Source organism: Micromonospora sp. NPDC050784, from assembly GCF_044456765.1.
Lineage (GTDB): Bacteria > Actinomycetota > Actinomycetes > Mycobacteriales > Micromonosporaceae > Micromonospora > Micromonospora foliorum.
This window is the reverse complement of the sequence record NZ_JBITGG010000011.1, coordinates 67,389-91,338: the sequence shown is the minus strand read 5'-3', so window position 1 is coordinate 91,338 and position 23,950 is coordinate 67,389. Positions and strand designations below refer to the sequence as shown.

Sequence of the window (23,950 nt, the reverse complement as noted above, 5' to 3'; positions counted from 1 at the left end):
GCTCGAGGAAAGTCGTGGAGTCCGGCCGGGTCGCACTAACCTGAACGGGTGCGGACTTCATTGATGGATGTGCTAGCTGATCGCATTCTCATCGCCGACGGCGCGATGGGCACGATGCTGCAGGCTGCGGACCTCACGCTCGACGACTTCGACGGGCTGGAGGGGTGCAACGAGATCCTCAACGTCACGCGCCCGGACGTGGTGCGCGGGGTGCACGACGCCTACCTGGCCGTGGGTGCCGACTGCGTGGAGACCAACACCTTCGGCGCCAACCTCGCCAACCTCGCCGAGTACGACATCCCGCACCGCATCCGCGAGTTGTCCGAGGCGGGCGCCCGGATCGCGCGGGAGGCCGCCGACGCGGCCAGCACCCCGCAGCGGCCCCGGTTCGTGCTCGGCTCGATCGGGCCGGGCACCAAGCTGCCGACCCTCGGGCACGCCGACTACTCGACCCTGCGCGACGCCTACCAGGAGAACGCCGCGGGCCTGATCGTCGGTGGCGCGGACGCCCTGATCATCGAGACCTGCCAGGACCTGCTCCAGGTCAAGGCGGCCGTGGTCGGGTCGAAGCGGGCGATGGCCGAGCTGGGCCAGCCGGTGCCGATCATCTGTCACGTGGCCGTGGAGACCACCGGCACGATGCTGGTCGGCAGCGAGATCGGCGCGGCCCTCGCCGCGATCGAGCCGCTCGGTGTGGACCTGATCGGGCTCAACTGCTCGACCGGCCCGGCCGAGATGAGCGAGCACCTGCGCTACCTGTCGCAGCACTCCCGCATCCCGCTGTCGGTGATGCCGAACGCCGGCCTGCCGGTGCTGACCGCCGACGGGGCGTACTTCCCGCTGACTCCCGTGGAGCTGGCCGAGGCCCTGGAGCGGTTCATCACCGAGTACGGCGTGGGGCTGGTCGGCGGCTGCTGCGGCACCACCCCGGAGCACATCCGGGTGCTGGCCGAGCGGCTGCACGGCGTCACCGCCCCGGCCCGCGAGCCCCGGCACGAGGCGGGTGTCTCCTCGGTGTACCACCCGGTTCCGTTCGCCCAGGACGCGTCGGTGCTGATGGTGGGGGAGCGGACCAACGCCAACGGCTCGAAGGCGTTCCGGGAGGCGATGCTCGCCGGCGACTGGCGGGCCTGTGTGGAGATCGCCCGCAGTCAGGCACGCGACGGCTCGCACCTGCTCGACCTGTGCGTGGACTACGTCGGGCGCGACGGCACGCAGGACATGCGGGAGCTGGCCGGCCGGTTCGCCACCGCGTCCACCCTGCCGATCATGTTGGACTCCACCGAGCCGAACGTGGTGGAGGCCGGGTTGGAGATGCTCGGCGGCCGCTGCGTGGTCAACTCGGTGAACTTCGAGGACGGCGACGGCCCCGACTCCCGGTACGCGCGGGTGATGCCGATCGTGCGTGAGCACGGCGCCGCGGTGGTGGCGCTGCTCATCGACGAGGAGGGCCAGGCCCGTACCCAGGAGTGGAAGGTCCGGGTCGCGGCGCGGCTGATCGACGACCTGACCACCCGGTGGGGCATGGACCGCTCCGACATCCTGATCGACGCGCTGACCTTCCCGATCGCCACCGGGCAGGAGGAGACCCGCCGCGACGGCATCGAGACGATCGAGGCGATCCGGGAGATCTCCCGCCGCTACCCGGGCGTCAACTTCACCCTGGGCATCTCGAACATCTCCTTCGGGCTCAACCCGGCGGCCCGGCAGGTGCTCAACTCGGTGTTCCTGCACGAGTGCGTGCAGGCCGGCCTGACGTCGGCGATCGTGCACGCCAGCAAGATCCTGCCGATGTCGAAGATCCCCGACGAGCAGCGCGAGGTCGCCCTGGACCTGGTGTACGACCGGCGCCGCGAGGGGTACGACCCGGTGCAGCGTTTCCTGGAGCTGTTCGAGGGCGTCGACGTGACCAGCGCCCGGGCCAGCCGCGCCCAGGAGTTGGCGGCGCTGCCGCTGGACGAGCGACTCAAGCGGCGGATCATCGACGGTGAGCGCAACGGCCTGGAGGCCGACCTCGACGAGGCGATGGCCGGCGGTCGGTCCCCGTTGTCGATCATCAACGACATCCTGCTGGACGGCATGAAGGTGGTCGGTGAGCTGTTCGGCTCCGGCCAGATGCAGTTGCCGTTCGTGCTCCAGTCCGCCGAGGTGATGAAGACCGCGGTGGCCTACCTGGAACCGCACATGGAGACCGCGGAGGACGGCGGCAAGGGCCGCATCGTGCTCGCCACCGTGCGCGGCGACGTGCACGACATCGGCAAAAACCTGGTCGACATCATCCTGTCCAACAACGGCTACGAGGTGGTGAACATCGGCATCAAGCAGCCGATCAGCGCCATCCTGGACGCCGCCGAGCAGCACCGCGCCGACGCGATCGGCATGTCCGGGCTGCTGGTGAAGAGCACGGTCATCATGAAGGAGAACCTGGCCGAGATGGCCACCCGCGGGGTCGCGGAGCGTTGGCCCGTCCTGCTGGGTGGCGCGGCGCTGACCCGCGCGTACGTCGAGGACGACCTGCGGTCGACGTTCCCCGGGCAGGTGCACTACGCGCGGGACGCGTTCGAGGGCCTGTCCCTGATGGACCGGGTGATGACCGCCAAGCGTGGCGGCGCCCCGGTGATCGACCCGGAGCGGGAGGCGGCGCTCGCGGCCCGGCGGGCGCGCCGGGAACGGCAGCGCTCGATGGTCACCACGTCGCTGCCCGAGCTGCACGACTCCTCGGTCCGCTCCGACGTGTCAGCCGACGTGGCGGTGCCCACCCCGCCGTTCTTCGGCACCCGCGTCGTCAAGGGCGTGCCGATGGCCGACTACGCGGCGCTGCTCGACGAGCGGGCCACCTTCTCCGGGCAGTGGGGGCTGCGCGGCGCCCGGGGCGGCAGCGGACCCTCCTACGAGGAACTGGTCGAGACCGAGGGCCGGCCGCGCCTGCGGTACTGGCTGGACCGGCTGATCGCCGACCAGGTACTTGAGGCAGCCGTGGTGTACGGCTACTTCCCCGCGTACTCCGAAGGCAACGACCTGGTGGTGCTCGACGAGAACGGGCACGCGGAGCGCGCCCGGTTCTCCTTCCCCCGGCAGCGGCAGGAGCGGCGGCTCTGCCTGGCGGACTTCTTCAAGCCCCAGGGCGACCAGCTCGATGTGGTCGCGTTGCAACTGGTCACCGTCGGCCAGCCGGTCAGCGAGTACGCGGCGAAGCTGTTCGCCCGCAACGAGTACCGCGACTACCTGGAGGTGCACGGCCTCTCCGTGCAGCTCACCGAGGCGCTCGCCGAATACTGGCACCAGCGCATCCGCGCCGAGATGACCCTGCCCGACGGCCGTCCGCTGGGGCACGACGACCCGGCGGACCTGGCCGGCATCCTGCACAACGACTACCGGGGCTGCCGGTACGCGTTCGGCTACCCGGCCTGCCCCGACCTGGAAGACCGGGCGAAGATCATGGATCTGCTCGGCGCGGACCGGATCGGGGTCGAGCTGTCCGAGGAGTTCCAGCTCATGCCCGAGCAGGCCACCGACGCGATCGTGGTCCACCACCCGGAGGCCAACTACTTCAACGCCAAGTAACGGGCGCAGGGTCGCTGACCTGCAATTATGGTCGTCCCGAGGGCCACTGAACCATGATCATGCCGTCTCTAGGCCGTCGAGGGCTTCCGGACGTCCTCGGCGGCCTGGTCCTCACCGAAGGCCGCATCAATGGCCCGGCGCGTGCGGTCCTCACTGGTCGGCAGGAGATGCGTGTAGGTCCGCAGAGTGAAGCCCGGGTCGGCGTGGCCCAGATAGGTCGACAGGGCCTTGATGCTCTCCCCTGCGTCCAGGAGGACCGAGGCGTAGGTGTGCCGCAGGACGTGCATGCCGTTGCGCCGGTCGTCGGGGATGGTCGTGGCCCGGATCGCAGGTTTCCAGACACCGGGGTTGAATTTCGAGCGGCTGAGCGGCAGACCGTCAGCGGTGGTCAGGTAGAGCGTGACGGTCGTGGGGTCGCCGGTCAGGGTTCCCCAAGGCAAGGTGACCTCTACGGGCGCGTACTGCTTGGCGTGGTCGCCCAGGCGGCGAGCTACCGAGGCCGGGAGAGGAACCTCTCGCGTCTTGCCGCCCTTGGGCGGGGCGAAGATGAGGACGCCGCGCACGAGCTTGATCTGACGGACGACTCGCAGGGTTGGCCGGGTCGCGTCCAGGTCATCAGGACTTACGCCGAAAATCTCTCCCTGCCGCAGTCCACAGCCCGCGCCCAGGTCGACGGCGACTCGGTAGCGGTCCGGCAGCTTCGCGCGGAACGCGGCGAGCCGGTCGACCGACCACGGCTGGACCTTGGTAGAGACATGGCGGGGACGTTGAATGCTCTTGGCTGAGAACGGATTGCTGACGATCTTCTTGTCGTCCACAGCGGCGTTCAGAATCATCGACACGTCGCTGAACAGGACCCGGCGGTAGCCGGCGGACAGTCCCTTCTCCTGCATCCCACGCGCCCACGCTCGGATCGTCGCCGGCTGGATCGACGCGATCGGCTTGTTACCGATGGTCGGGTACACGTGCAGCCGGAGCTCGTACTCGATCCGGTCGCGGGTGAGGATATCGGTGGTCGCAGCGGCGAGCCATTCGTCGGCGTACTGCTTGAAGGTGGTGCGGCCGGCGTCGGGGTCGACGTAGGTGCCCTTGAGGATGTCGGCCTGGACGTTGGCAAGGAACGCTTGTGCCTCGCGCTTCTTCTTGTCGGGGAACGACTGCGATTTCTCTTTGCCGTCCGGAGCGAGGTACCGGACGCGGTAGCGCATCCCCTGCCCGCACTCCGGCTTTGGTTCTTGCCGAGACTTCCCGTCCGGGCCGGCAACCGTCTTGTACCAGCGGTCAGCGATGTGAGCCATCTCAGGCCGCCGTGGACTGGTCGGCGAACCACGCACGCACCACATCAGGGTCATAGCGCAGATGCCGACCAACGCGGCCGGCGGGCGGACCTATCCGGCGCTTGCGCCAGGCGTAGAGGGTCTGGACCGGGACGCCGAGGTAGTCGGATACGTCTTCGACGGTCCAGAGCTTGAGCGGTTCTTCGGTGGGCATGTCGTCTCCCGTGGGCGAGGGGTCAGGCCACAGCCGGCGCGGTGCCGGCCGGGGTGGTGCTGAGTTCGTGGGCGAGTTCTTCGCGGCCGGCGGTTCGTCGCTCTCGTGCCATGGCGGCGGCGGTGTTGGCGAGGAGTGCGTCTCCGGTGGTGTGCCAGCCGACTCCGGCGAAGGTGAGGGTGCCGACGATGAGCGTCGTGTCGTCGTCGAGGTGGTCGACGGCGCGGAGGGTGCCGGGCTGGTCGTCGGCCTGGTCTTGGTGCTCGTGGCGCCGGAAGGTGACGCGGGTGTCGCGCAGGAGTTGGAAGGTCACGGAGTAGCGGCGGGCTTTGGTGAGGAAATGACCGCCGAAGCCGAGCATGTGCGCCCAGCGGCGCAGCCGGGCGTAGGGATTGGTGGCCTGTGGTCTGCTGGCCGGTTGGGTGTCAAGGGCGGCTTGACGGCGGGCGATGCAGACGGGGCAGGCGGCATAACGGGTGTGGGTGCCGCAGTCAGGGCATTCCCAGCGGTCGACGAAGCCGGGGGTGGGCCGGTGGTCCCGGGGCCGCTGAGACAGCGGGACGGGTGTTCCGGTGGGTCGGCCGGTGTGCCAGCAGGCGTCGATGAGGCGGGCGGTGTGGTCGCCGTCGGGGTCGGCGTAGTCGCCGATGGAGTCGGCGTCGAGCCTGACGGAGCGGTGCCCGGTTACCTCGGTGCTTTTGGTGGCGTACTTGGCAAGGTAGCCGGCGACCATGCTGTCGGTGACGTCCCCGTCGCCGGTGAGGCTGATGGGTCGAACGTCGAGGCCCTTGCCCGGGTCACCCCAAGCGATCGACCAACCTGCGGGCTGGTCGGGGTGGGTGGGGGTGGTGAAGGCGACTTGCTCGACGGCGGCGCGGATCGCGTCGTCGAGGTCGGCGACGGTGAATCCGGCGGGTGGTGGGATGACGGCGGTGGGGTCGTCGGGGTGGACGCCGTCGAGGCGGACCAGGGCGTGGAAGTGCACTGCCCCGCGTGCCTGGAACTCGGCCACCTTCCCGTGTGACAGCCGCACCGGTGGAACATTGCGGATGTTGCCGGAGGCGGTGACGACGTGGACGCGGGGAATGCCCCGGCGGCGGGCGAGTTTCGCGAGGTGGCGTTCCGCGGCTTGCTTGGTGCGGTGCCACAGCTCCCCGGAGAACAGGTTCCACACGACCTGGTGGGTGTGGTCGTAGCAGTCCAGGCACAACGGCTGCCCGAGCACCTGATCACCGGACTCGTGACGTGCCCAGCAGACGGCCGGTCGGCCGTGGAGGCAGAGGCCGGCGGCGGGGTCGGTGGTGCGGCGGGCGTGGCACGGGTCGGGTCGGCAGTCGCAGCGTTTGCGGTTGCCGCAGGTGTGCCGCTTGACCGCCCGGGTGTGCACAATCCCGAACGACGGGGCGGTGAACGTGGCGAACACCGCCGGATGCTGAGCGACCGTCTCGGGGACGCCTTTGCCGCCGATGAGACCGGCGCGCAGGAGTTGGAACGCGTCGCGTTGGTAGGTGTGGGCGCAGGCGGGGCAGACGGTGGCGCGGCGGTTGCCGCAGGCGGTGTAGATAGCGGCGTCGGGCATGGCGTCGGTGTGCCGCTGGTCCAGGACCCTGCCCGTTGACGAGTCGACGGTGAGGAGCTGCCCGGCGAGGCGGATGGGTCGGGTGCAGCCGGCGGCGGCGCGGACGTGTTCCAGCCATCCGAAGTAGTCGGGTTGGGTGGCGCGGGTGAAGGCGGAACCAGTGGCGGTGTAGTCGTAGACGGGGATGGTGTCGACGTTCGAGCCCACACCCCGGGCCAAGGCGGTTCGGGGTGTGAGGTCCAGCGTCGAGGCCATCAGCCGCCAACCTCAGTGGTGAGGTGGCGGGTGGTGATGGTGCGTTCGGTGACGATGACCCGGCAGGCGCCGCATTGGCGCTTGGCCGGTTCGTGCCGACGGCACGCAATGGTGGTGGTCACGTCGCCGCAGCGGATGGTGACCGGTGCCCGGCAGGGGCCGCCGGGGATGACGTCGATGAGGGTGCGTCGGGTGTCGAACGGGTGGGCGTCGGGGTAGGCGGGGCAGGTGTGGGTGACCTGCTCGATGTCGACGAGGTAGATGGTCATCGGGCACCCTGGGGGATGGTGGCGAGCAGCTTTCCGGCGATGACCGTGCTGATGTCGAGGCGGTCGGCCAGCTCGGCGGGGGTGATGGGTTGGCCGGTGGCCTGTTCGTGCTGCACGGCCGCGAAGCGGGCAGTGGGCAGCAGATGGGCGGGAACGTCGACCGGCTCCGAGGCCGGCGCGGTGACAGGCTCCGGCGCAGGGGCCGGGGTGATGGCGGCCGGCGGTGCCGGTTCTGTGGTGACCTGCTCGGCCACCTGGACGCGGATCGGTTGCGCCGGCTCAGCGGCCGGTGGCAGGGGTTGCGCGGTTGGGGCGGGGGCGAGGACGAGTTTGACCAGGGCCATGAACGCCAGCGCGGGAACGGCGGACAGCAGCCAGCCGGACGGGCCGGGTTTGGCGACCGCGAGTTGGGCGGCGAGGGAGAGGCCGGCGGCGGCGATGAGTAGGACCATCGGGTAGCCGATGGGAGCGCCGGTGCGGCGGCGTCGGCGGATGGTGAGTAGGGCGGCGATGGGGACGAGTTCGGAGATGACGGCGTTGGCCCAGCCGAACCATCCCGGGGTGTTGTCGGGGCTGTTGGCCATGGTCCAGTCGTGGACGTGGGTGAAGGACGCGGCCCCGGCGGAGCCGCCGACGACGATGAGGATGAGGACCAGGACCAGGCCCTCAAGGCGGGTGCCGGCGCTGGCCGGCGTGGTGGTGGTCATTAGTGGCCTCCGTGGCAGTCGAGGCAGCAGCCGTAGCGGCGGGGGATGTAGTAGGGCTTCACCTGCCCGCAGTGCCGGCAGGTGCGGCGGGCGAGCAGGGCTTTGCCGATGGCCTCCCGCTGGGCGGGCGTAGCGGTGCGCTTCGTCTTGGCGAGGTCGGTGCGGTAGAGGTAGGCGACCCGCCGGTTAGCCCGGTGTCGCCAATAGATCTGCGCTACCGGGTCATGCCCTCCGGGACGGAGGCCGGCGGCGCGGAGTTGCCGCAGGGTGGCCAGCCCACGAGGGGCGCAGTGGTAGGGGAAAGTGGGGAACCCGTAGCGGGTGCCGAGCGGGTCGTAGAACTCGACCCGGATGCCGGTGCGCTCGGCCAGGTTGTCCAGGTCCACGCTGCGCAGGTCAGTCATCACTGGCCTCCCCAGCGCTGTTGGGCGGCTTGGCGGGAGATGCCGAGGCGGGAGCCGATCTCGGCCCAGGAGTAGCCGAAGGCCCGCAGGCCGATCACGGCTTCTCCAATGGCGTCGTCGATGACGGCGGAGAGGGCGATGAGGTCGCGGAGTGCTTCGACGTCGCCGGTGGCGACGCGGCGGCCGTGGGCGCGGATGATGCGCCGAGCGAACGAGGCGAAGGCGTCGTTCTCGACGATGTCCCGACGCTTCTGTCGCGGGACGGATGGCGTCAAGGACGCCTTGACGGTGCTCATGCGTTCTCACCTCCGGTGGTGCGGAGGGAGTCCCACTCGTTGGCAGCCGCCTGAAGGGCGGTGATGACCTGCTCGGCGGTGCGGGCGGGGTCGTCGTTCCACGAGTAGGGGGAGGTGTGCTCGTCGAGGAGGTAGCCGTCCTCGTCGACGAAGAACACGGGCGCGGTGGTGTCGAGGTAGTCGACGAACACGCCCAGGGCGGCGAGGTAGTCGGCGAGGGCGTCGGGGTCGAGCTGGGAGAAGTGCTCCACCTTCTGTCCGGCGCAGGCGATGCCGATGGCCCCGGCGGCGCAGGCCGGCGGGGTGAGCGTGTCGGGGCTCTTGGCGTAGTAGGTGCCCTGATGCCAGCCGTGCCGGCGCAGGTAGAGGGCAGCCATCCGCAGCAGATCAGCAGGAGTGTTGACCGGTGCTGTGGTGGGTGGGTTTTGGGTAGCCTTCATGGCAACCACGTCCTTTCGGGGGCTGTCGGTTGGTGGTCGGCAGGACCGGCGAGCTTGCGAGGCAGATCCGGTCCTGTCGGCCGTGCTATCGGGCGCGTAGCCGCAGGTAGCGGCGGTGCCGGTTGTCGTCACCCGGCATCTGGGTGGGCGCGGACAGGTAGACGAGTCGCCCAGTGCGGGCGACGGCCTGGACCATGACGGCGATGTCCTCGGGACTGCCGGTGATCCACAGTTCGGTGAACTGGGCGGCCCGCTGGTTGTTCGCGCGGGCGTAGGCGCGTTCGCGGGTGGTCATGCCGCCATCTCCCACGCGGTCGGGTTGACCGCCGTAGCGCTGGTGCTGGTGTCGGTGGGGCGGCGGGTCCAGGCGGCGTAGTCGGCGATGTTGTAGATGTCGGTATCGGTGAGGTAGGCCGCCTTGATGCGGCGCGGGACGCCGCCTTCGGCCAGGAGGTAGGCCGCGCCCTGGTTGGTGGGCGAGATGTCGGAGGCGGTGTAGCCCTGCTCGGCCCAGCCCTGACCGAGGATGATGTTCGAGCTGTTCAGCGAGGTGCACCGGAACGCAGCCCGGTAACCGAACAGGTCCCGCAGCGAAGCGGGGATGATGTCCCACGACGGCCGCTGAGTCGCAGCCACGACCGGCATACCGCAAGCCCGGCCGAGGGAGACGAGCCCTCGCAGCAGCGTGGAGAACTCCTCCTGTTGCTGCTTGGTGCCGAGCACCGTGGAGAACATGGCGAGTTCGTCGATGACGGTGAGAATGACCGACATGCCGTCATCCGGGCCGAGCTTGCGGCGCCGGTTGGCTAGCAGCCAGGTGTAGCGGTTGGTGGCCACGACCAGGAGGCGACGCAGAACCGAGATGCCCTGGTCGATGTCGGGGCCGATGAACGCATCAGCCAGGTCGCGCCAGGGGCCGAGTTCGACGAGTTTGGCGTCGAAGAGAACGAGGCGGGTGTTGTCGCACAGGACGCCGTGGCCGCAGATGTTGTTGACCAGGCCGGACTTACCGCCGCCGGGCTCACCAGCGGCGAGCAGGTTGTGATAGACGACGTCGAGGTAGACGGGTTGGCCGAACTCGTCGATCCCAATGAAGATCGGGTCGAACATCGACAGGCCAGGACCCACCGGAACCGCCTCAGCGGTGGGGGGAATCGTGGTGGTCATGGGGTGCCCTCCTGGGCGTTGTGGGCGCGAGAAGCCACACGAACGAGCCGCAATGGCTCCTCGCGTCCTGGTTGGGCCCGGGTTAGATCCAGTCGGAAACGTCGTCCGCTTCGGGCGACGCGGAGGAAGCCGCCGGCTTGCTGCCGTTGGCCGTCGTGGCGGCCGGCTTCTTGCCGGCGGGCTTACCCTGGGCCGGGAGGGTGACCGTCGGCATGTCGATGTCCGGCAGGTCCAGGGCAGTAGGGACCGTCAGCGGCGATGCCGAGACGGGGGCGGCCGGGTCGATCACGTCGACCAGCGGGGAACCGACGTGGGCGGTCAGCACCTCACGGCGTTTGATGTCGAACCGCAGATAAGCGGCGTTGTTCTCCGAAGCGCGCTCGATGAGCACGGTGGAGGCGTGGCAGGTCACCGCGATCTTGTCGAGGCGGCCCTCCAGATCCTTGGCCGACAGGCCGGGACGGAGGTAGACCCAGACCCGTTCACCAACAGGGGTGGGGCGCGCCCAGAGGATCAGCGGCAGCGAACCGGACTGGTTGGCGATGATGAACTGCGCGAAGCACACGCGCAGCCGATGGCGCACCACGAGGCACCATCCCCAGGCTTTGACCTGGCGGCGGACCGGGCGGATGGCGGCGGGGACGCCCACGACCAGGGCGACCACCAGCAGGGTCACCAGGGTTGGGGTGTGGTTGGCGAGCTGAACCCACGCGGTGAGCAGCAGGACACCGAGGATGGTTTCCGGGGTCCACCACCACAGCAGCCGAATCACCGGCCAGATCCGAACCAGCACCCAGACGAGCCCGCCGGTCGGAACGCCGATCAGCGCGCCGACGAAAACGGCGAGGATCGGGTGAATGGAGGAAGCGGCCACCACGGCCGCCAGGAGGCCGACGATGACCGCCGTCAGGATGAACGCCATCTTGGCGTTGCGCGCGGAGGAACGGTGGACCTTGGCCTCGATGACCGTCACCGTTCCGGTTGACCTGCCGGCGAACCGGCGGGGGCTAGACTTGGACATGACGAGTCCTCCCAAGCACATTGGGTTGGATGAGTTGGAGGGCACGGGGTCGGCAGATGTAGGAGTCGGACCGACCCCGCGCCAGCTCTTGCGGGAGTTGCCACCACCACTGGTGGTGACGGGCCGGGAATGTAGGAGTCGGAACCACTCCCGGACCAGGAATCTCAGCGGACCATCAGGCCGCGTCGTGCTTCAGACACCAGGGCTCACACAGTGCGGTGAGCGAGGGACCTACTTAGCCGCCGAGTTACCAGCCTTCGGCTTCAGCGTGATCGCACGGAACGCGACGCCGTTGCGCCCGTTGGTCGCCCACGGAATAGCCTCCAACTGCTCGACAGCGACGAGCTGTCCCACCGTCACGCCCGGCTTCTCACCCGCCGTGGTGATGGTGATGATCTCGCCGCCAGTCTCGTCGAGTACGAAGACCTGGGTCGACCACATGAGCCGGCCAGTGTTCTTCTCCGACCGCTGGTTGCCGTTCTGGTCGTTCTTCGGCTCCGGGTCCTTCGTCACCTGGACCTGCTTGCTCTGGGTGTCCACGTACAGCTTCACGAAGATCTCCTTCGTCTAGAGGATCCAATGGATCCTTTGCTTGTCTGGACCGATCGGCCCGTGACTCAAGGAGACGATGCGCCGGCTTCAGATGCCAGATGAGGCAAGTTAACAAGGCAACAGCAGGTGGTATTAACTTCTTCAAGTTGTCGCATCGACCAGGCATAATGGCTTCCAAGTAAGTGTTACCAATCTTCGGGGAGAGCCATGACAGCTAGGCGAGTCGAGGAAGCAGCGACGCTGTTGCAACGAGTACGGCTCGACTTGGGCTGGAAGCAGTCAAAGGTGGTCGCGGCGCTGCTGGCGGCAGCCCGGAGGGAGGGCGTAACGATCGCTGGCCAGGCCAGCCTCAAGACCATGCTGTCTCGCTGGGAAAACGGCACCGGGAAGCCCGACGTGGTCTACCGACAGCTCTTCTGCACTGTCTACGAGCGAGACGAGGACGAGCTGGGCTTCACCGAGGCGGGCCGGGGGAACCCGAGAGTGGCACCGTCCGTCGATCGGGAGACGATTGACTGCTTCCGGTCAGTCTTCGACCAGCACGTCAGAGCCGACAATTTGATGGGTCCGCATCATCTCGTCGATGTTGTCCGCGCGCAGGCAGCGCTTATCGACGACATCCTTCCCGGAGCTAAGAACGACGTGAGGAACGACTTGCTCTTGTGGGCATGCCGCTACAACGAATTCGCCGGGTGGCTCTACCAGGACGCGGACGACCCCAAGAGCGCGATGCATTACTCTGATCGTGCCATGGATTACGCCATGGCCATTGGTGAGCCGACCGAGACGGCGTACCTGCTCATGCGAAAATCGAACATCGCGAACGACCTTGGCGGGTTCGACCGTGCCATCGGCCTTGGCTCCGCAGCTCTACGCGAAGCCCGGCATGTCTCGCCGAGGGTTCGCGCTTTGGTACTTGCGCAGCAAGCACGGGCGTACTCGTTGCGCGGACTCGCGGACGACGCCCGTCGGGCAATCGACGCTGCGACGCACGAGCTTGAGCGGCCAGGAGCCGACGCCGACGATCTGGCGTCCTACTGCACCCCGGCATACATCGAGATGCAGGCAGCCAGTTGCTGGGCCGACCTTGACGCTCCGGACAGGGCGATTCCGGTATTCCGGCGAGCCCTGGCAACCATGCCTACCGGGATGCGCCGTGATCAAGGCTTGTGCGAGACGCGGCTTGCGCTGGCTCACGCGGCGGCAGGCGACAAGGCCACAGCCTGTCGAGTGGGACACCACGCGGTCCGTACCGTTCGGACGGCCACCTCAGCCCGCGCACTGTCGGAGCTGCGTCGGCTACGCGAGCGCCTGGCGCCATGGCGGCGCGATGAGGAAGTATCTGAACTGAGCCTTGCCATCAAGCAGTTGACGACAGCGTGAAGGAGCCAACCTCTGGTGATGGAGCTGGTTACGGCTGCCACGGCAGCCGACGAGAAGGAGCGAAACGCCAAGGTCGCGCTGCTGCCAGTCGGCAGCTTTGAACAACACGGCGACTTCCTGCCGCTAGTCACAGACACCGTCGTCGCTGCGGCGATAGCTCGCGATATCGCGACGGTCCACACGGTCATGCTTCTCCCGCCCATCACCATCTCCTGCTCCCACGAACACTCAAGCTGGCGGGGAACAGTGAGCATCAGCTCCCGTACCCTCTCCGCGATCGTCACCGATGTCGCGGACTCCCTGACGCGATCCGGCGTCGAGCACCTGGTCCTCATCAACGGACACGGCGGCAACTACGTCCTGTCGAACGTCGTTCAGGAGTACACCGCAGCTAACGGACCCAGGATGAGCCTCTACCCGCAAGGGCATGACTGGACCAAGGCCCGCACCGACGCTGGCATGGAAACCGGCAGTCACGAGGACATGCACGCAGGCGAGCTGGAGACTTCGCTACTCCTGCACGTGGCCCCCGAGCTGATCCGAGCGGGCAATGAAACCGCGGACTGGACGGCCGACCACCGGCCGCACCTGCTGACACTCGGCATGGCTGCCTACACCACCAGTGGCGTCATCGGCCGACCCTCACTTGGCACCGCCGAGAAGGGCAAAGCCGCTCTCGACAGCCTCACCCGATCGTTCGGCGAGCATCAGGGAAGCCTCGGCCTCTGACCGGGCCGGCCGGACTGCCGGCGTGTCCTCCGCCGGGTGAGGTGCGACAGATCTCGGCCAGCTGATGCGCGACAGCCTAGAAGCCTGCTGACGAGATGACGGGCAGCCAACGCACGGATCTGCCGATGTGCGTGTGTTCACGGTGAGAGCCGCCTCGTCCTGCGTTGTGGTTCGTCCGGGCACCGAAACGTCGTCGTGCCGTCCCAAGGAGAGCGCCATCAATGGCTCCGTGACCAGTTTCCCTGCGCAGGCGCGCCGCGTCCGCGACAGCACGCTCTCGCCGCAGCGCAGGCTTTACGCATTGCGGGAGTGCGCTCTGCACTGTGCCCCGTACGGATTCCGCGCCACCTGGCACCACTTGGTCGTCGCCGCCCGTATCCCACGCAGTCTCACCGACGATCTCGACGCGCTCGTGCGTGCCGCTGACGAACTGCAGCGGACACGCGACGTGGTCCTGCAGCGTGCGCAGGAGTACGCCGCTCTGCGGCGTCGAGAGAAGGCGACTGGCAGGCGACTTCCACGGACGCCGCCGCCTTGAAACTCGTGGGGCTGGTCCCGGATCGCCTACTGTCCCGACCCTGAACACCACCCGACGGGACCCTCGCCACGGTCGTCCAAGCGGTCCTCGAGCGCCACGATGCCGGAATCAGCGTCGACAGGCACTGCCTGGCATGCGGCATCGAAAGGCGCCGCCCGGGCCTCGCATGCCCGACCTGTGGCGTCTATCCGGACGGCCCCGCCGCACGCTGGCGTGCCTCCGCAGCCGAGGAACGCTGGCAGCGGGTTTGGCGCCGTGAGCTAGACGACGGGCCGACGGCGCTCGTCCCATGAGTTCGAGGTGCACGGATTTGCCGAATTACGAGCGTCCGCCTCCACTGAGCTCAGGTCCTCGCCTCGCTACGGCAGGTGGGAGGATGCCCCGATGGAGACAGGACGAACGTCGACGAGGCTTGGCGCGACCACCCGGTTCGCCTACCCCACGTCGTCGCAGACGATGGTGGCCGACCCCCGCCAGGACCTGTCGCAGCCCGTGGCTTCCGTGCCGCACACCCCCTACGACCTCAACAGCGACAAGCGGGTCACCAAGACCACCGACCCGGCCGGGAACGAGCGATGCTGACGGAACGAACAGGAGTGATGGCAGTGGGCTTTGCCGGGCTACCAGCGCGCAAGAAGATGAGCATCACCGAGAACAGTTACTGGTGCCTGGTATCTGTGTCACCCTGGGCTATTGCCTGGGCCGGGTACGAGCTGATTTCAGGTGAACGCAGAGATGCGCTGCCGTGGGTAGCTCTGATCCTATCCATCGCGGCACTGATCATCGGTGTAACAGGTCTGATCGTTCAAAGATCTCGACGACATTGAGCTCTCCGGTCACGGCGGGCTGCCTTCGCGGCCGCCGTGACCGGGGTCGGCCGAAACTCGGCAACGTCCCTGGCGGAGGCGGCCGGCGAACCCAGGGCCGGCGGCGGGGCAAACTCAATCGCACCGCCATACCCGGACACGCCACAGACCGGCAAGGTCGGGTGCCAGGCTCGGCGGTCGAGCGGCCGAGATCCGCCCGCTGGTAGTTCGTCAGGTGCGGCACGAGGGCGAGGCCCACGGAGACCGCCGCCAGCGCGGCCCGCCGTGCCGGCCCAGCCTACTGATCCGCTGCCCTTCATTGTCTGTGGCGGTCCTCCGTATTCGATCTTCACGGCGGGCTATGGCCAGCTCATTGGTGACGCCAATACAGCGGAGGAAGCCGTAACACTTCTTGTCGCGAGCCTGCCCGACTTGGCGCCCCCCGAATCAACGCACTGATCTGCCGCGATCAGCGCGCTGAGGTGTCGCAGATCAGTTCGCGGACGCGTGTCGCGCATCAGCCGACGGAGGACAGCCGGACTGCCGGCGAAGTGGTTCAAACTTTCTGTACGTCTTCAAGGCGGCCCGCAACGGGCCGCACGCGCCGCCGCCTGGGCGCGCGTCCGTCGCTCCGCTGGCGCTCCGACTCCGGCCACGCAACACGCCCGGCGGCTGGCGCGGAAGCGAGAAGCCCAAGGGGCCGCCGCAGAACGACAGGGGCGTTGACCGATTGGGTGTGGGCCGGCAGCCGGCGGGCCGCGCGGCCACGAGCCCGCGCGGCGTAGGAGCACACGCCAGCCACGTCGGCGAGCTGGCGGCAGTCGCGGGGGCGCTGTTACTGCGCCTCCGGCGGGGGCGCTCGGGCTCCGAGATGGCCGCAACCCCGTCGGCGCGTTGCGGTTCGCGGGTGGTTGCGCAGCGCCATCCCGCCAGCCACCGACCCGGGCAAGCCGAGCAGACCACCGCCCGACCCGCCAGCGTCCGACCGTGCGTCAAGGCCGTCTTGACGTGGCGGGCCGGGCGGCGGCCCGCTCCCTGGGAGGCGGGTCGACGGCATACGGGATGGCGAGCTTTCGCAGTGGCCATGTGCAGAGGGTGCGTGCGAATCGATGAACTGAAGCAGAAGATGTGATATTAGGAGTCAGCTTCCTGGGGGGCGGTTACGGCAGGGGGGACAATGTCTACAAGTTCTCCAGATACCCTAGTGCCCAACTCCCATCCCTTTGGAAGACCATTGAGATATGGGGCATTGATCGTTACGGCACGCTCGAAGGCGAAAGAGCTGCCTCTGTGGCCCGTGAAGAATACTCCTCTCTTGAACACTGCTCCAGCAAATCGCGCGTGATTGTGAAATGTGATATCAGTAAAGACTGCCGTGTCTCGAAATACTGCATATGAGAATAGCAAGCTAGCGCCGAAGTTTGTCTTTCCAAAATTCGTCTCGCCCTCAAATGTTGCTCCATCGGCGATGAAGGCGAGAAGGCACTCCAGACCTCGAAAATTTGCCTGACCAATAAAGCGCGCGGAGCTTACATTCACCTGCACGGCAGAACAGTGTGATAGATCGAAATTGACAAGTATTGCGTGGGATAGGTCAAGGGAGACTTCCCACGGGGCGACAGCCGCGGCCCCCTGCAGGGTGAAGATTGGGCGACGCAGGCGACGTTTGATAATACCCTGAGCGGTTAGCCGAACCTCCCTCTCTTCTCGCCTCTTTCGCTCTTCCTCCACCCGAAGTCGCCCGGCTTCTGCATCCTCGGGACTATCGGTCAAATTATGCAAATGATGCGCTTCGCTCGGGGCGTCATAAGGCATTCTAAGGTAGGCGCAGATGAGGTCCGTAATCGTTTGTCGATGCGTTGGGTTGTCCTGACCGATACGCTCTAGCGCGTAAAGACTGGCTAGTCGAACGGGAGCCTTTTCGGAGCCAAGTTGATCCGCCGCCTTTACATAGAGCTCTGTAAGCCGTCGTTCATCCGCATCATGCTTCGCATCCGTTGCACTACGCGCTTTCAGTTCTTGGTCCGCATGGTCAACTCGCTCTTGAACATATTGGCGGCGAATGGCTACAAAGAGCGCAACAATGCCTCCGGTTCCGGCGAATACCCCGAGAAGATTGCGAACCGTGTCAACCCGGAGTTGCGCTTTCCGGATCATTAGTTCGGCGGACTGCGACGTTGTGTCGGCCGGGATCTGAGCAGCCTTCCACATCCAATATGCGACCACCCCAGAAATCGTGATTAAAATCGCGGCTATCACCATTAGCGATGCCGCACTCATTGGGCGATGGGGTCTGTGCGTGGCTGCCTTGGCGTCGTCCCTCACCCTTCAAGAGTGACGTGGCGGTCAAGAGAGCCGTGAGACCGCAGCCACCAGCTGCGCGCTTGCACTCGTCTGCGGCTGTGAACGGCGACTCTGGGCAAGATCCGGAACATACGCGGAATGATCAACCGCAAGGATGGAGAGGCGCTGCCTACCTGTACTGGTGGAAGGCGTGTCCGTCCGGCAAGCACAACTGCCTTCCTAAACCGTGTGCGTTGAACACCGAGGACGGCCGGTTGCGACGGACCCGCTCGGGGCACACAGGGGGCACAAGACGCCGTCAAACGTCGGCAATCAGCGAGCAGCGGCGGCAAGCCACGACGGGGCGCGACCAGCGTGCCGACCAGGTCGCCGCAGGTCACGAACGAGCCCGTCTAAGTTTCGCTTCAACTCAACCAGGTGCGGTGGTTGGGTTGCCCACCTACAGGGCAGCGACCAGTTGGGCTACGCCCCCAGCGCATTGGACAAGTGTGCCAAGAAGGATGAGGGCACCGCCTCCAACGAAGGATCCGGCCTCACCCGTGGCCATAGCGGCGAGGACCCGACGGAGAGTGTAGGGCTCGTGACCGTACATCGTGTCCGGTGTGATGCCGCGCTTGGCCAGTTCAGCGTCCCGCCAGGCGCTCACTACCTTTGAGTCTTCGCCTGACGTCTGACGCTTGACGCTTTCGTACGTCGTCCACTCGATGAGCCTGATGTCCTCTCGCAGCCGCCGGCTCGTCGCTACGGCGATGCTGATGATCCAAACAAGGCCGCATATCTCGATAGCAAGGCCAACGAGGGCCAGGACGGCAGAGGCGATTGTCACCCGACTATCGTCGCAGGCGCTCGCCATCAAGTAGCACCCTCGGTGCACCTCGGCCTCTAGGGCACGTCAGGGGTGCAGCGCCGGCAGGGACAAGATCATGCCGTTCGCAGGCCGTCGGAGAGGAACCCGCAGTGCCCACTGCCGACCATCAATGCCAGGCGTCACAGCAGCTCAAGAGCCGAGTCGTCCGCTTTGGTCGAATACGCCCCCGCCGTTGATCAATACAACGCCAAGTGACGTCAGCTCGGTTTGACCGAGGTGATCACCCTTCTGGGTGAGCCGAAGGTGGAAGAGCCGGGGCGGTGCCCGACCTGGATCGGGACCCGGTTGTCGAGCGAAGCGGCCAGGCGCACAACCACCTCTCGCTCCTCCGCGTAGGCCAGTCGGACGCTGTCCGGCCCGTCAAGGGGAACTTTCGCTGGCTCGACAAGCACCGCCGTGTCCGTCTCGAACACCTGGGCGTAGGGGACACTCGGCGTATCGCTCGGGTGTCCCCATGAACCGGTACGTCAGGTCCCGACCGGACACCGGACACCGGACCGCACTGGACGCTTTTGCTTCCGTCCAGCGGTCAGGGTGGTCCGACGGACCAGCTGGTCAACGGTGACGGCACCGGCGAGAACATCGAGGGCCTGAACACCGTCTCCGGTACCAGTCGCAGGCGTACGACAGAGACGTCTCACCACGCTGCGCAAGGCGAGGACGAAGCCAGCCGGCGCCGCACCCGTCAACATCCCGACCAGGATGGACCGAATGATGGGAGCCGTCCGCAACTACCATGTGACCCGTAACCCGGAGGTGAACGGTGGCGCTGCTTCACTCGGACCGCAGCCAGCGCGGCGTGGATCTGCCTTCTGGGGTTACCGAGGCGCAGGGGCTGCCATGCGTGATCTACAAGGACGCGGCTGGCACACAGCTCGCCAATCTGGCGTCGTACGACCCGACCACCCCGGAAACTCCTGGAGCCGCCATCCCCAGCGCCATGATGGAGGTCAACGAGTATTCGCTGCGGCCAGCGTTCTGGGACTTGGACGACCTGCCCCGGTTGTGGATCAGTGTTGCGGAGGGGCCACTGACCCCGATACTGCCTGATTGGCAGCCGCAGCTCGACGTGCACGCCTCCCGCCTTGCCGCCGTCGAGGGGCAGGCGACGTCGCAGGGCGCCCGTCTCACGTCTGCCGAGTCGGCGATCACCGAGCACGGATCGCGGCTGACGACCGCCGAGGGTCAGCTCAGCAGCCAGGGCACCCGCTTGACAGCGGCTGAGTCGACGATTACCGAGCACGGCGGACGGCTTGCCACCGCCGAGACGTCGCTGACCAACCACGGATCTCGGCTTACCAGCACGGAGACGGCGGCGACCGCGGCCAACTCACGGCTGACGGTGATTGAGGCGGATAAGGGCATCGCTGTCTACCGGAGCGGCAACAACATCACGGTCCGGTCGCGCTTCGACGCGACCCGCGACGTGCTTATGCCTGTCACCCTGGTCTACGCGCTCAATGCGGCGGTCGGCTTCTGGCATGGCGGGTTGCAGGCGGTCAACCTCGTCGCGACCGGCGCCGCCGACGCCGCCGTCTTTCCCGTCCTCCAGGGCGGTGTGGGTACGGCGATCCATGACATGTCGGATGACAACTGTCCGATCAACATTCGGTCAGCCTCGGACGCGCCTTCGGCCGCGCTTGGGTTCAGCTTTATCGGTGGGAATCACGGTTACAACTACGCCGCGAGGGTGGCCGGCGCAGCCCACGGGAAGACCAGCGCGGACCTCGGGTCGCAGTGGACCGACAGCAGCGGTACCCGCGTCTACACCCTGATCCGGATTGTCTCCGCGACCGAAGCGTGGTGGGCGTACCCGTATAACCCGGTGACTGGCGCCCCGGTCGCCACCGGTCCCGCCGGAACAACCCTGACGCACGTCAGCGGCGCGACGAACACCGCAACGGTCAACCTGGCGAGTCTCCTGACGCCGGGCTGGCAGATCACGCCGGGCACCCAGGTCGAGTCGGTGACCGTCCAACTCGATGACAAGGCGTTACCCGAGGGGAAGACGCTCGGCCACACGCTGACGATCACCGAGACGTACGTCATCCCGACGTACAAGGGTCTGGTCGATACGGTGAGGGCTAACGTTGGCACGGCGTTCCAGTCGCTCTGGGCATCGATGGCGAAGTTGTGCCGGATCACCAACACGTACCGATGGCAGGCAAGCGGGACACTGATGGTGTCCCAGCGCGTCGCTGCGCTCTCGTCGTTCCGCCTGTCCATGGGCGTGACGCAACAGTTCCCGCTGACCGCTCCGGCGGGCGGTACCCGCAAGCAGGCCATGCCGAACGTGGGCGTGGCGGGCACGTTGGACTGGTCGACCTGGGCGAACATCAACACGTTGCCGGCCGGGAACACCGCCATCACTCCGGCGGCGATGGTTGACCCAACATACCCGGCGCAGGGCGCAACGCAGTGGGCGTACGACGCGTCCGACAACCCGGTGTGGGGTATCGCGATCGGGTACCTGCCGATCGGCGACGGGCACCCCAGTGTGCGGGCAGCTCGGACCACGTACGTGCCGTGGTTTCTTTCGGGCAGCTTCAAGAAGAACTACCCGCAGGCGTGCTGGGCGTGGCTGGTCAACGTGGGCGACGAGGTCGCGGCGACGGCGTACCGCCAGTACCTGGCCCCACCGCAGGCGGCCACGAAGCTCCGGGTCAGCGACGGCACCCACGATTTCGTGATCATCGAGCAGGTCGGGTCGACGGGCTACACCAGGATGTTGGCCCCGGACCTGATCAACCGCAAGCTCGTGCCCGCCGGACCGGTCACCCTGACCATCCCGGACCGGGTGGGCGCGGACGGAATCCCGTTCAGCTCGGCCGGGTACGGCGCGTGGCGGGCCGAGCCGGACATCACGATTGACGTGAGCGCCCTGCCACCGTCCGACGCGACCCTCGCGGCGATCGCCGCGCAGTCCACCGACGTGCAGACGTTCACCAGTAACGGAATCTTTGTCCTTCCGTCGGGTGCCAAGACCATCCGCGTCATCGGCTGGGGTGGAGGCCCTGGCGGTGGTTCGGGGCGGCGTGGTGCTTCAGGTACCGCGTGCGGCGGCGGTGGTGGCGGGGCCGGAGCCGGCTTCGTAGACGTCGTTCTTCCCGCGAGCATTTTCAGCGCCACCCACGCCGTCACCATCGGCGCGGGCGGTGTCGGCGGTGCGGCGGTGCTGACCGACGACACCAACGGCAACCCGGGCGGCAACGGCTTCGGGACGATCATCGCCAACATCCTCACGATCTTCGGTGGACTCGGCGGGGCTGGCGGCGCTGTCGGAGGCGGCCTCGGCGGGGCGTCGTTGACTGGTTCCAGCGCTCCGGGTGCGACCGGCGGCAACGGGACATCCCCTGGTGGTTCGGCCGGCAACCCCATCAACGCGGGATTCGCCGGGGCCGGAGGCGGCGGGATCAGCGCCGCGAACGTCGCGTCGAACGGCGGCGCATTTGGGTACAACCCGACGACCGCTGGAGTCGCCAACGGTGCCGCCGGGACCGTGGCGGGCACCAAGAACGGCGGCAACGGCGGCAACGCCCCGCTCGAATCTGGGTTGATGGGCGGCGCGGCCGGCGGCGGGGCGGCCAGCTTGGATTCCGCCGCTGGCGGCGGCGGCAACGGTGGCCGGTACGGAGCTGCCGGGGCGGGTGGCGGGGCGAGCCGCAATGGGTTCCCGTCGGGCAAGGGCGGCGAGGGCTCGCCCGGCTTCCTGATGATGATCACCTCTCGATGAGGAGCGGCGATGCCGATCCCCGCGGGGGGTAGTGGGCCGTCCACGAACCTTGTGTCCGTCGCGCCCGGTTCGGCGGACATCAGTCTTGGCGATACCTACGCCGGTGTCGTCCTGCTCGTGGACGGCGGATTCCTGTCCTGCCTGGAGGTCCACGCCATCGGTGAGCCCGTCCGAGACCTGCCACCGGCCCATGCCATTCGGCCTCGCCCGGCCAGGTGAGACGCTGTGCGGATGCGACAGGTCACCGTGCTCGGCAGTTCCGGTGCCTTTCCCGCGCCAGGCCGTGCCTGTAGCGGCTTCGCGGTGGACTGGGACGGCTACCGATTGGTGCTCGACCTGGGCTACGCCACGCTGCCCCGGTTGCTTGGGCACTGGCCCGATGGCGCGGTGGACGCTGTCGTCATCACCCACGAGCACCCGGATCACTGCGTCGACCTGCACGGTCTGTTCAGGATGCGGTTCTACGGTCGGCCCGGGGGACCACGGCTGCCGTTGTACTGCCCGCCTGGTGTGCTCGACCGGCTCAGCGGCCTGGAGCCCGATGTCGACCTGCACACGGTATTCGACCTGCACCCACTACCCGGCAGCTACCGGGTCGGGCCGTTCGACCTGACCGGGCTGTCTCTCCCGCACTTCGTGCCCAACGCCGGCGTCCGGATTGAGGCCGACGGGATCGCCCTCGCCTACTCCGGGGACACGGGGCCGACTCCCGCGTTGGCCGAGCTGGGACGTGGCGCCGACCTGTTCATCGTCGAGGCGACAGACCGCGACGGCGAGACAAACCGTCCCACCCGAAACCTGTTGACCTCCACCGAGGCTGGTCGGTGGGCTCGTCGGGCGGGCGCCCGCCGGCTGATGCTCACCCATTTCTGGCCCGGCAACGACCGGGAGGCGGCAGTGGCCACCGCGCAGGTCGAGTTCGACGGTTCCGTGCTGGCGGCTGAGGAGGGGCTCACCCTGATGCTCGGGACTCCAGACAGTGGATGCGCTTGTCGCCGCGGAGCCAGAGCTTGACAGGGCAGCAGGTGGGCGCGCCGCACATGCCGCCTGGGGGTCACGGGGTCGCCGGGCCACACGGGCAGCGGCAAGATGGTGGCGTGGAGACTGAGCCGGTCACAGCAGGCCGGGCGGTGTTCGTGGACGAGCTGGAGGGCTTGCCCGGCAGCTCTGGCGGCTGTCGCCTTGCCCTGACGTTGGTATCTCCGGTTTTTCTTCGAGCCGGCGACGTCTGGTGGGTTGAGGATGAGGTGCTGTACGTCCAGCGCGGAGACGCCCCGGCGGTGGCGTATCGGGGTGGCCTCGAATGGCGTCGGCACTGGTAGCGCGCGGGGGGCCTGGTTCCCGCTACGGTGTCGCTGTGTCTCGATTCAGCATGATGGCCCGCGTCGACATCCCCAGCGAGGTGGCCGACGCCGAAGCTTGGATCGCGCGATATCGCGAGTCGTTGACCTCAGTCGCGGAGAGCGGCTGCGGCTGCTGCGTACGTGCATGGCAGATCGAGGGACCGCAAGAGCTGGTCGACACGATCCCGCTGGTGCTCACCGCCTCGACGGAGTGGGACCGGGACTAGTCACCGCAGGACCGCAGCTCGGCCAGGGGCGTCAGGGTTGCGGCGTACTGGTCGGCGTCGAACGTCAACGTGCCGAGATCTCCCAGGTCGGGCACCTGGCGACCGATGTCGGTCCACTGCACTCGGCCGCGTCGTCGCAGCAGCCGGGCAGACAGCACGCCGCACCCCCCGGTTCCGCGATTGGGCACACGGCAGCGGCGCGGCGGCTCGGGGCATGAGCAGCTCGTGGGTGCGTTCTGCCAGGACCAGCACGTTGAGCGTCTCGTCCACGTCG

At 67.6% G+C, this 23,950-nt stretch carries 22 protein-coding genes; 8 read left to right on the top strand and 14 right to left on the bottom strand.

Annotation, left to right across the window (positions count from 1 at the left end; translation table 11 throughout):
• The first annotated feature begins 63 nt into the window (after nt 1–63).
• A complete protein-coding gene (gene metH / locus ACIBD9_RS17025; RefSeq protein WP_396718592.1) occupies nt 64–3,564 on the top strand; it encodes a methionine synthase in 3,501 nt (1,166 codons plus the stop codon).
• 68 nt (nt 3,565–3,632) lie between these two features.
• Here metH and ACIBD9_RS17020 read toward each other — a convergent pair whose 3' ends face one another.
• From ACIBD9_RS17020 to ACIBD9_RS16965, 12 genes are all read right to left on the bottom strand, one after another.
• Nucleotides 3,633–4,862 carry a tyrosine-type recombinase/integrase gene (locus ACIBD9_RS17020; protein WP_396718590.1) on the bottom strand — a complete coding sequence of 410 codons (1,230 nt, stop codon included), beginning with the start codon at nt 4,860–4,862 and terminating at the stop codon, nt 3,633–3,635.
• A 1-nt stretch (nt 4,863) separates the two neighbouring features.
• Nucleotides 4,864–5,055 (bottom strand): helix-turn-helix domain-containing protein, encoded by a 192-nt coding sequence (locus ACIBD9_RS17015; protein ID WP_396718588.1) that lies wholly within the window; start codon nt 5,053–5,055, stop codon nt 4,864–4,866.
• A gap of 22 nt (nt 5,056–5,077) precedes the next feature.
• Nucleotides 5,078–6,889, bottom strand: a complete 1,812-nt coding sequence (locus ACIBD9_RS17010) for a replication initiator (protein ID WP_396718586.1) — start codon at nt 6,887–6,889, stop codon at nt 5,078–5,080.
• Nucleotides 6,889–7,158: a hypothetical protein gene (locus tag ACIBD9_RS17005; RefSeq protein ID WP_396718584.1), complete on the bottom strand. Its 270-nt coding sequence runs from the start codon at nt 7,156–7,158 to the stop codon at nt 6,889–6,891. Before ACIBD9_RS17005 ends, ACIBD9_RS17010 begins: the two co-directional genes overlap by 1 nt.
• On the bottom strand, nt 7,155–7,865 hold the full coding sequence (locus ACIBD9_RS17000; protein WP_396718582.1) for a hypothetical protein: 711 nt from the start codon (nt 7,863–7,865) through the stop codon (nt 7,155–7,157). The genes ACIBD9_RS17005 and ACIBD9_RS17000 overlap by 4 nt, the downstream gene beginning before the upstream one ends.
• Nucleotides 7,865–8,245, bottom strand: coding sequence for an RRQRL motif-containing zinc-binding protein (locus ACIBD9_RS16995; RefSeq protein ID WP_396718872.1), 381 nt, complete (start codon nt 8,243–8,245; stop codon nt 7,865–7,867). Before ACIBD9_RS16995 ends, ACIBD9_RS17000 begins: the two co-directional genes overlap by 1 nt.
• 23 nt (nt 8,246–8,268) lie before the next feature.
• Nucleotides 8,269–8,565, bottom strand: coding sequence for a hypothetical protein (locus ACIBD9_RS16990; protein WP_396718580.1), 297 nt, complete (start codon nt 8,563–8,565; stop codon nt 8,269–8,271).
• Nucleotides 8,562–9,005: a DUF6197 family protein gene (locus ACIBD9_RS16985; RefSeq protein WP_396718578.1), complete on the bottom strand. Its 444-nt coding sequence runs from the start codon at nt 9,003–9,005 to the stop codon at nt 8,562–8,564. Before ACIBD9_RS16985 ends, ACIBD9_RS16990 begins: the two co-directional genes overlap by 4 nt.
• Before the next feature lie 85 nt (nt 9,006–9,090).
• A complete protein-coding gene (locus tag ACIBD9_RS16980; protein WP_334503700.1) occupies nt 9,091–9,300 on the bottom strand; it encodes a hypothetical protein in 210 nt (69 codons plus the stop codon).
• Nucleotides 9,297–10,172: an FtsK/SpoIIIE domain-containing protein gene (locus ACIBD9_RS16975; RefSeq protein ID WP_396718576.1), complete on the bottom strand. Its 876-nt coding sequence runs from the start codon at nt 10,170–10,172 to the stop codon at nt 9,297–9,299. The genes ACIBD9_RS16980 and ACIBD9_RS16975 overlap by 4 nt, the downstream gene beginning before the upstream one ends.
• A gap of 82 nt (nt 10,173–10,254) precedes the next feature.
• Nucleotides 10,255–11,193: a hypothetical protein gene (locus tag ACIBD9_RS16970; protein ID WP_396718870.1), complete on the bottom strand. Its 939-nt coding sequence runs from the start codon at nt 11,191–11,193 to the stop codon at nt 10,255–10,257.
• A 231-nt stretch (nt 11,194–11,424) separates the two neighbouring features.
• Nucleotides 11,425–11,745: a hypothetical protein gene (locus ACIBD9_RS16965; RefSeq protein ID WP_112681382.1), complete on the bottom strand. Its 321-nt coding sequence runs from the start codon at nt 11,743–11,745 to the stop codon at nt 11,425–11,427.
• Between the two features lie 285 nt (nt 11,746–12,030).
• Between ACIBD9_RS16965 and ACIBD9_RS16960 the strand changes: the two genes are divergently transcribed.
• The 4 genes from ACIBD9_RS16960 (at nt 12,031) to ACIBD9_RS16945 (ending at nt 15,222) form a co-directional block, all read left to right on the top strand.
• Nucleotides 12,031–13,128: a hypothetical protein gene (locus ACIBD9_RS16960; protein ID WP_396718574.1), complete on the top strand. Its 1,098-nt coding sequence runs from the start codon at nt 12,031–12,033 to the stop codon at nt 13,126–13,128.
• Between the two features lie 18 nt (nt 13,129–13,146).
• Nucleotides 13,147–13,857, top strand: coding sequence for a creatininase family protein (locus tag ACIBD9_RS16955; RefSeq protein WP_350857895.1), 711 nt, complete (start codon nt 13,147–13,149; stop codon nt 13,855–13,857).
• A 922-nt stretch (nt 13,858–14,779) separates the two neighbouring features.
• On the top strand, nt 14,780–14,977 hold the full coding sequence (locus ACIBD9_RS16950; RefSeq protein ID WP_357570504.1) for a hypothetical protein: 198 nt from the start codon (nt 14,780–14,782) through the stop codon (nt 14,975–14,977).
• Nucleotides 14,971–15,222: a hypothetical protein gene (locus ACIBD9_RS16945; RefSeq protein ID WP_357256171.1), complete on the top strand. Its 252-nt coding sequence runs from the start codon at nt 14,971–14,973 to the stop codon at nt 15,220–15,222. The genes ACIBD9_RS16950 and ACIBD9_RS16945 overlap by 7 nt, the downstream gene beginning before the upstream one ends.
• 1,113 nt (nt 15,223–16,335) lie before the next feature.
• Here ACIBD9_RS16945 and ACIBD9_RS16940 read toward each other — a convergent pair.
• On the bottom strand, nt 16,336–17,526 hold the full coding sequence (locus tag ACIBD9_RS16940) for a pentapeptide repeat-containing protein (RefSeq protein ID WP_396718572.1): 1,191 nt from the start codon (nt 17,524–17,526) through the stop codon (nt 16,336–16,338).
• 1,691 nt (nt 17,527–19,217) lie between these two features.
• Here ACIBD9_RS16940 and ACIBD9_RS16935 point away from each other — a divergent pair.
• From ACIBD9_RS16935 to ACIBD9_RS16925, 3 genes are all read left to right on the top strand, one after another.
• The gene (locus tag ACIBD9_RS16935) at nt 19,218–22,106 is read left to right on the top strand and encodes a hypothetical protein (RefSeq protein WP_396718570.1); all 2,889 of its coding nucleotides are present in this window, start codon (nt 19,218–19,220) and stop codon (nt 22,104–22,106) included.
• A 231-nt stretch (nt 22,107–22,337) separates the two neighbouring features.
• Complete coding sequence (locus tag ACIBD9_RS16930; RefSeq protein ID WP_396718568.1) at nt 22,338–23,120, top strand: MBL fold metallo-hydrolase; 783 nt, start codon at nt 22,338–22,340, stop codon at nt 23,118–23,120.
• A 343-nt stretch (nt 23,121–23,463) separates the two neighbouring features.
• Nucleotides 23,464–23,676: a hypothetical protein gene (locus ACIBD9_RS16925; protein WP_396718566.1), complete on the top strand. Its 213-nt coding sequence runs from the start codon at nt 23,464–23,466 to the stop codon at nt 23,674–23,676.
• Here the strand turns inward: ACIBD9_RS16925 and ACIBD9_RS16920 are convergent.
• On the bottom strand, nt 23,673–23,834 hold the full coding sequence (locus tag ACIBD9_RS16920; protein WP_396718564.1) for a hypothetical protein: 162 nt from the start codon (nt 23,832–23,834) through the stop codon (nt 23,673–23,675). The genes ACIBD9_RS16925 and ACIBD9_RS16920 overlap by 4 nt on opposite strands.
• Nucleotides 23,835–23,950: the final 116 nt, after the last annotated feature.

Excerpts from the sequence above, each read along its gene's own strand:
- ACIBD9_RS17020 (WP_396718590.1), bottom strand. The coding sequence starts at position 4,862 with ATGGCTCACATCGCTGACCGCTGGTACAAGACGGTTGCCGGCCCGGAC.
- ACIBD9_RS16985 (WP_396718578.1), bottom strand. The coding sequence starts at position 9,005 with ATGAAGGCTACCCAAAACCCACCCACCACAGCACCGGTCAACACTCCT.
- ACIBD9_RS17005 (WP_396718584.1), bottom strand. The coding sequence starts at position 7,158 with ATGACCATCTACCTCGTCGACATCGAGCAGGTCACCCACACCTGCCCC.
- ACIBD9_RS16980 (WP_334503700.1), bottom strand. The coding sequence starts at position 9,300 with ATGACCACCCGCGAACGCGCCTACGCCCGCGCGAACAACCAGCGGGCC.
- metH (WP_396718592.1), top strand. The coding sequence starts at position 64 with ATGGATGTGCTAGCTGATCGCATTCTCATCGCCGACGGCGCGATGGGC.
- ACIBD9_RS16950 (WP_357570504.1), top strand. The coding sequence starts at position 14,780 with ATGGAGACAGGACGAACGTCGACGAGGCTTGGCGCGACCACCCGGTTC.
- ACIBD9_RS17000 (WP_396718582.1), bottom strand. The coding sequence starts at position 7,865 with ATGACCACCACCACGCCGGCCAGCGCCGGCACCCGCCTTGAGGGCCTG.
- ACIBD9_RS16990 (WP_396718580.1), bottom strand. The coding sequence starts at position 8,565 with ATGAGCACCGTCAAGGCGTCCTTGACGCCATCCGTCCCGCGACAGAAG.
- ACIBD9_RS17015 (WP_396718588.1), bottom strand. The coding sequence starts at position 5,055 with ATGCCCACCGAAGAACCGCTCAAGCTCTGGACCGTCGAAGACGTATCC.
- ACIBD9_RS16975 (WP_396718576.1), bottom strand. The coding sequence starts at position 10,172 with ATGACCACCACGATTCCCCCCACCGCTGAGGCGGTTCCGGTGGGTCCT.
- ACIBD9_RS16970 (WP_396718870.1), bottom strand. The coding sequence starts at position 11,193 with ATGTCCAAGTCTAGCCCCCGCCGGTTCGCCGGCAGGTCAACCGGAACG.
- ACIBD9_RS16955 (WP_350857895.1), top strand. The coding sequence starts at position 13,147 with ATGGAGCTGGTTACGGCTGCCACGGCAGCCGACGAGAAGGAGCGAAAC.
- ACIBD9_RS16930 (WP_396718568.1), top strand. The coding sequence starts at position 22,338 with ATGCGACAGGTCACCGTGCTCGGCAGTTCCGGTGCCTTTCCCGCGCCA.
- ACIBD9_RS17010 (WP_396718586.1), bottom strand. The coding sequence starts at position 6,889 with ATGGCCTCGACGCTGGACCTCACACCCCGAACCGCCTTGGCCCGGGGT.
- ACIBD9_RS16945 (WP_357256171.1), top strand. The coding sequence starts at position 14,971 with ATGCTGACGGAACGAACAGGAGTGATGGCAGTGGGCTTTGCCGGGCTA.